1 protein-coding gene is annotated in these 729 nt (G+C 72.2%); it reads right to left on the bottom strand.

The features are described 5' to 3' along the window. Positions 1-58: 58 nt before the first annotated feature. The coding region (locus NHG85_RS17800; RefSeq protein WP_253334927.1) for an SDR family oxidoreductase at positions 59-729 on the bottom strand (671 nt) is incomplete at its 5' end.

Raw genomic sequence — 729 nt, 5'->3', positions numbered from 1 at the left:
GGGCATCGGCCGGCCCGCCCTGCGCGGCTGACCGGTGGCGCGCCACCGGGGGTCGCGCCTAGCCGCGGCCGATGAAGGGCATCTTGGTGGCCATGACGTTCATGAACTGCACGTTGGCCTCGGGCGGCAGGGAGGCCATGTGCAGCACCGCATCCGCCACGTGGGCCACGTCCATCACCGCCTCGACCGCATTGGAGCCGTCGGCCTGCGGCACGCCGCGGGTCATCGCCTCGGCCATGTCGGTGAGCGCGTTGCCGATGTCGATCTGCCCGCAGGCGATGTCAAAGGCCCGCCCGTCGAGCGAGAGCGTCCGCGTGAGCCCGGTGACCGCGTGCTTGGACATGGTGTAGGGCGCCGATCCCGGGCGCGGCACATGCGCCGAGATCGAGCCGTTGTTGATGATCCGCCCGCCCTGCGGCTGCTGGCGGCGCATCAGCCCGAAGGCCCCGCGCGCGACGAGGAACATGCCGGTGATGTTGGTATCGCAGACCCTGAGCCAGTCCTCGACCGGGATCTCGTCGATCGGGCGGCCTGGCGCATTGGTGCCCGCGTTGTTGAACAGCGCGTCGAGCCGGCCCCACCGCGCTTCGATCGCGGCGAAGAGCGCCTCGACCGAGGCGGGGTCGGTCACGTCGCAGCTCTGGACCAGCGCCTCGCCGTACCCTTCGGCCGTCTCATGGAGCGGCGCCTCGCGCCGCCCGGTCAGCGCCACGCGCCAGCCCGCGCCCA

This window comes from Limimaricola litoreus, from assembly GCF_024159025.1.
Taxonomy (GTDB): domain Bacteria; phylum Pseudomonadota; class Alphaproteobacteria; order Rhodobacterales; family Rhodobacteraceae; genus Limimaricola; species Limimaricola litoreus.
This window is presented reverse-complemented; position numbering and strand designations above follow the sequence as displayed.